Annotated in this window: 3 protein-coding genes (1 of these 3 cut by a window edge); 1 reads left to right on the forward strand and 2 read right to left on the reverse strand. The window is 36.7% G+C overall.

What is annotated here, in order from left to right:
- A protein-coding gene (locus tag V7083_RS22160; protein WP_438823763.1) for a peptidylprolyl isomerase crosses the window boundary here: on the forward strand, positions 1 to 7 show its final stretch. 245 nt of this gene lie to the left of the window's left edge; the window shows 7 of its 252 coding nt (coding positions 246-252); the start codon falls outside the window, past its left edge; its stop codon occupies positions 5 to 7.
- A gap of 87 nt (positions 8 to 94) precedes the next feature.
- Here V7083_RS22160 and V7083_RS22165 read toward each other — a convergent pair whose 3' ends face one another.
- Both V7083_RS22165 and V7083_RS22170 read right to left on the reverse strand, forming a co-directional pair.
- Positions 95 to 1,162 carry a sugar ABC transporter substrate-binding protein gene (locus V7083_RS22165; RefSeq protein ID WP_335482160.1) on the reverse strand — a complete coding sequence of 356 codons (1,068 nt, stop codon included), beginning with the start codon at positions 1,160 to 1,162 and terminating at the stop codon, positions 95 to 97.
- A 23-nt stretch (positions 1,163 to 1,185) separates the two neighbouring features.
- Positions 1,186 to 2,892, reverse strand: a complete 1,707-nt coding sequence (locus V7083_RS22170) for a methyl-accepting chemotaxis protein (protein WP_335482162.1) — start codon at positions 2,890 to 2,892, stop codon at positions 1,186 to 1,188.
- Positions 2,893 to 3,071 lie beyond the last annotated feature (179 nt).

Genomic DNA, 3,071 nt, shown 5'->3' on the forward strand with positions numbered 1-3,071 from the left:
GATTTGAAAAATGCAGTGAATTTCTCCAGTTCGAGCTCGCTTTCGCAATAAACAAAATGTTGGCCGGGGGATGATCCCCCAGCCAACATTTTTGTTATGGATTAAACACTTCATTTTCTGTCAGATAGCCATCTTTTATCACAGTATCACGAACATTTTCTTTTGTTACAGCAAGAGGGTCAAGCAAAATAGATGGAATATCCATTTTACCATTATTGATAGAAACATTAGTTTTGACGGTTTCCCCTTTAGCTGCCTTAATGGCAACTTCAGCTGATTTAGTAGCCAGTTGTTGAATGGATTTATAAATTGTCATGGTTTGTGTTCCAGCAATAACCCGGCGTACCCCTGCTAATTCAGCGTCTTGACCGGATACAGGAACAGTACCTGCTAACCCAACAGACGCCAAAGATTCGATAGCACCGCCTGCTGTTCCATCATTAGCAGCAATAACCGCATTAATTTGATTGCCATTTTCAGCTAAAGCAGTCTTCATATTTGCTTTTGCATTTTCCGGTTTCCATTCATCAGTATAATTATCGTATACAAGTTTGATTTGCCCTTTATCTATAAGAGGTTGAAGAACCTTCATTGCTCCCATGCGGAATAGGATTGCATTGTTATCAGATTCTGCCCCGCCAATATAAGCAAAGTTACCACTTGATACCTTTTTTAAGATCTCAGTAGCCTGTAATTCACCTACTTTGACATTGTCAAAAGAAACATAATAATCTACCTTAGCATCTTTAATTAACCGGTCGTACGATATCACCTTGACCCCGGCTTTATGGGCTAAATCAACAATTTTTGCAGACATTTTAGCGTCATGTGGAACAACCACAAGGACATCTACCCCTTCTTCAATCAGAAGCTCTGCTTGTTTAAGCTGTACATCGTCAAGTCCATTTGCCGCTAATGTTTTTACTTGTCCACCTAATGATTTGATTTGGCCCTCAAATAATTTTTTATCCTTATACCAGCGCTCGTCCTTTAACGTATCAATTAAAAATCCAACATACGGTTTATTTTCATCAGAGATTAATTTGATCTGCTTTTGATTTGAAGAATGTTTAACAGGACTGTTGGAACAGCCTGCAGTGAACACAGTAATCAAAGATAACAGTAATAGTGCTTTTAGCGTTTTATGATGTAGAATTTTCATGATGGTTCCTCTCTTCCCTATTTTTAAAGCTTAAACCGATTGATTAAGGCATTCATACGTTCCACCATATCCGTAAGGTTTTTGGTGCTGCCTGAAATCATATCGAGAGAGGCTGTTTGTTGAGAAACGGCTGCAGAAATTTCTTCTGAAGCAGCGGCTGATTCTTCTGAAATGGCCGCAATATCAACAATGTTATCGTTGATTTCGGTACTTGATTGTTTAAATTTCGTTAAAGTCTCGGATATCAATTTTACCCAAGTTGACATTTGTGACACTTTATCATTGATTTCTGTAAATTGCTGACCTGTGTTCTCAATTTGCTGACTGCCTTTGCTGACTTCGGTGTATCCATTTTGGAGATTTTCAGCGATTTTAGAAGTTTCCTCTTTAATAGAGAAAATAATCTTTGAGATCCCCTCTACTGAATTAGAAACTTCTTCTGCTAATTTACGTACCTCTGTTGCAACAACTGCAAAGCTCTTGCCAGCTTCTCCTGCACGTGCTGCTTCAATTGAAGCATTCAATGCCAAAAGATTTGTCTGGTCCGAAATCGATTTAATGACGTGAACAATCTCCGTAATTGACTCTGTTTTACTTTCCAATCCACGAACTTGGTCTACAGAGTTTTCTACAACGTTGTTGATGACATGCATTTGCTCAAGTGATTGTTTCATCTGCTTGTCTCCAATAATGGCTGCCTGCAATACCTCATCTGAGAAACGAACCAACTTTTCACCTTGTTCACTTGCACTTAAAATATTCTCATTAAATTCCATCGTTTTTTGTGAAATGTTTGAAGCATTTCTTGCCTGAATAGTGGACCCATTCGCCATTTCTTGAATAGAAATAGCAATTTCCTGACCGCCTGTTTTTACTTCTTTTGAGGATTCAAATAAAGTAATAATCTGGCGGTCCACATCCTTTGAAACAGTAGAAATTTCTGAAATCATTTCACTTAAACTTTGACTCATTACGTTAATGGATTCGGAAAGTTGACCAATTTCATCTTTTCCTTGATAGGCTAAGTTTTCATTATTCAATTGTCCGCTGGCAATATCATTACTTCTTAAGACAATTTGATTTAAGTTCTTACTTATTTTCCTGCTCATCACATAAAGAAGAGAGATAGAAATGGCAATCGAACTGATGACAGAAATAATCAGAATCGTAATTAATCTTCCAAGATTCTCTTTGGCCTGATCCATTTTTTCATTGCTCAGTTTTGTCGCTGAATTTTTCAAATCATATCCAAGTTTTCCTGTTTCTGTTTTTAATTCATTAGCAGACTGCTGTAACACCTTAAACTCACTGGTATCAATATCTTGAACTTTTGGCACAATCGTACTGAAAAAGTATTCATCTAGTTTGTGATTGTTCTCAACCATTTGGTTAAACGTTGATAACTGATCCTTACTCAGATTCTTTTTTAATTTTTTGGCTGTTACCGTATATTGCTTACTAAGATCTAAATACTCATTTAATTTCCTATCATCTGAAAGAAGTAGATACTCCGGGATTAACAAATATTTTTCATCAAATAACGTAACCAAATCTGACGAATACTTTGCCACATTATTTTTCTGTACCGTTTCATCCATGTCACCGCTAGTTCCGTGGATAAAAGCGCCAGTAATAAAAATAGCAATTAAGAATGTAACGGTAATAAATAAGAAAATAACGAGATACTTACCGCCAATCTTAATATTTGACCATTTAAAATTTCCTAACAAGTAATTCCCTCCTATGTTATTTCTAGTTGTCTATTGTTTGGGACTCTCACAAGAGTATACTACTTTGATATTTTCGGTATACTAGTTCAATAGTTTAGAGGAGGGTCCTTCCGGAGACAGACTCATGCACCTTTAAAAAATAGGCTCTGTTAAACTTGTCTGCTGATTTCCGCTCCAGG

Source organism: Bacillus sp. JJ1764 (assembly GCF_036962145.1).
Lineage (GTDB): Bacteria > Bacillota > Bacilli > Bacillales > Cytobacillaceae > Neobacillus.